Source organism: Bradyrhizobium sp. SHOUNA76 (assembly GCF_023006445.1).
Taxonomy (GTDB): Bacteria; Pseudomonadota; Alphaproteobacteria; order Rhizobiales; family Xanthobacteraceae; genus Bradyrhizobium.
The window spans coordinates 1-1,783 of the sequence record NZ_JALBHA010000805.1; the positions used below are offsets into that span (position 1 = coordinate 1).

General features: G+C 63.9%; 1 protein-coding gene and 1 pseudogene. Both read left to right on the plus strand.

Translation table 11 applies throughout. From position 1 onward, the window contains the following. Window positions 1-662: pseudogene (locus MOV74_RS37310) on the plus strand (DNA primase); the annotation flags it as partial. 375 nt (window positions 663-1,037) lie between these two features. Continuing rightward, window positions 1,038-1,783 (plus strand): RNA polymerase sigma factor region1.1 domain-containing protein (locus MOV74_RS37315; protein WP_309486879.1); only part of this gene is annotated, 746 nt, incomplete at its 3' end.

The following is a 1,783-nucleotide window of genomic DNA, read 5'->3' on the forward strand; positions in this document are numbered from 1 at the left end:
GATTCGGCGGCCAGGGCTTCGGAGGCCAGGCATTCGGAGGGCGCCGCGGTGCGCCCGGCCCCACCATGCTACCTTCAGGCCCCTACCAGGCGGCGAGCCCCCAGCTGGCGGCCAGCCCGATCATGAAGGGCCAGCGCAGCGCCATCTCCCGCCGGGAGGCCCTGATCCTGCAAAGCCTGATCAACCACCCCTGGCTGCTGCACGACCATCTCGAGGAGGTCGCGGCCCTGGAGCTGGCTCACCCCGAGGCCCACAAGCTCAGGGCCGGCATCATCGCCGCTTTCGCCAACGACCATCACCATTCGCCAGATCCCGGCGAGCTCGCCGAGAAGATGCGCGGCGACCTCGAAAAAGGCGGATTTTTACAGCTTCTTCAACGGGTTGAGGGCGGGATCACCACCGCGGCAGTGTGGGGTGCCCGCGAAGGCGCGGCCAGGGACGACGTTCTCGCCACTTGGCATCAGCTGGTTGCCTTGCATCGGCAATGGCATTCACTACTTAGAGAGCTGAAAGACGCCGAGCTGGCCTTGGGAGAGGATCCCAGCGAGGCCAATTTGGCGTGGCTGCGTGACGTCAAGGCCCGGATGGCCGAGGTCGACGGCACCGAAGCCCTGATCGAGGGTTTTGGCGAGCTGTCGGGCCGGTTCCAGAAGAGCGTGTGATGAAAGAATCATGCGGACGGCCGGGGCCGCAACCGCTAAAAGACTCGCCAAATCTTGGGTTTGGCGGCAAAAACAGGGTTAATCGAGGCTTAACGGTCTTGTAGCACTTTGGCCCAGAGGCGGCCGCAGGCAGAACAGACGCGTCAGGAATGAATCCGCGCAATAGCTGTTGGCACTACACCTGCATCCGCTGCGACAAAGAAGCTGACGAAGCGTTAGGCAATTCCGGCGAGAGAGAGTTGGGGGTGGCGAGAGACATGCGCGCCGCCCTTTCCGTGTCGAGAGCTGCCGAAGCGAGAGCGTCGGGCAACAGGTTCATGTGAATTCACGCGGACGCGGCGAGCCGTCTGCATGAAGCGCGTTTAGGAGCAATGGATGGCCACCAAGGCAAAGACGCTGCAGGCGAAGGACAAGGAAAAGGACGACAAGGCAGCGGATGCGCCGGAGAAGGACTCCCAGGACGCGCCCTCGCCGTTGCTCGATCTGTCCGACGCAGCCGTGAAGAAGATGATCAAGCAGGCCAAGAAGCGCGGCTTCGTGACCTTCGATCAGCTCAACGAAGTCTTGCCGTCCGACCAGACCTCGCCCGAACAGATCGAGGACATCATGTCGATGCTCTCGGACATGGGCATCAACGTCACCGAAGCCGACGATAGCGAAGGCGAGGAGGAGAAGGACGAGGGCGGCGAGGACGAGACCGACAACGAGCTCGTCGAGGTCACCCAGAAGGCCGTCACCGAGGTCAAGAAGAGCGAGCCGGGCGAGCGCACCGACGATCCCGTGCGCATGTATCTGCGCGAGATGGGCACGGTCGAGCTGCTCTCCCGCGAAGGCGAAATCGCGATCGCCAAGCGCATCGAGGCCGGTCGCGAGGCCATGATCGCAGGCCTCTGCGAAAGCCCGCTGACCTTCCAGGCCATCATCATCTGGCGCGACGAGCTCAACGAAGGCAAGATTTTCCTTCGCGACATCATCGATCTCGAAGCCACCTATGCCGGTCCCGACGCCAAGGCCGGCATGAACAATGCGATGATCGCCGGTCCCACCGGCGAGAACGGCGAAGCGCCCGCCGAGGGTGGCCAGGCCGCAGCGGCCGGCGCCCCCGCGCATGTCGCCCCGCC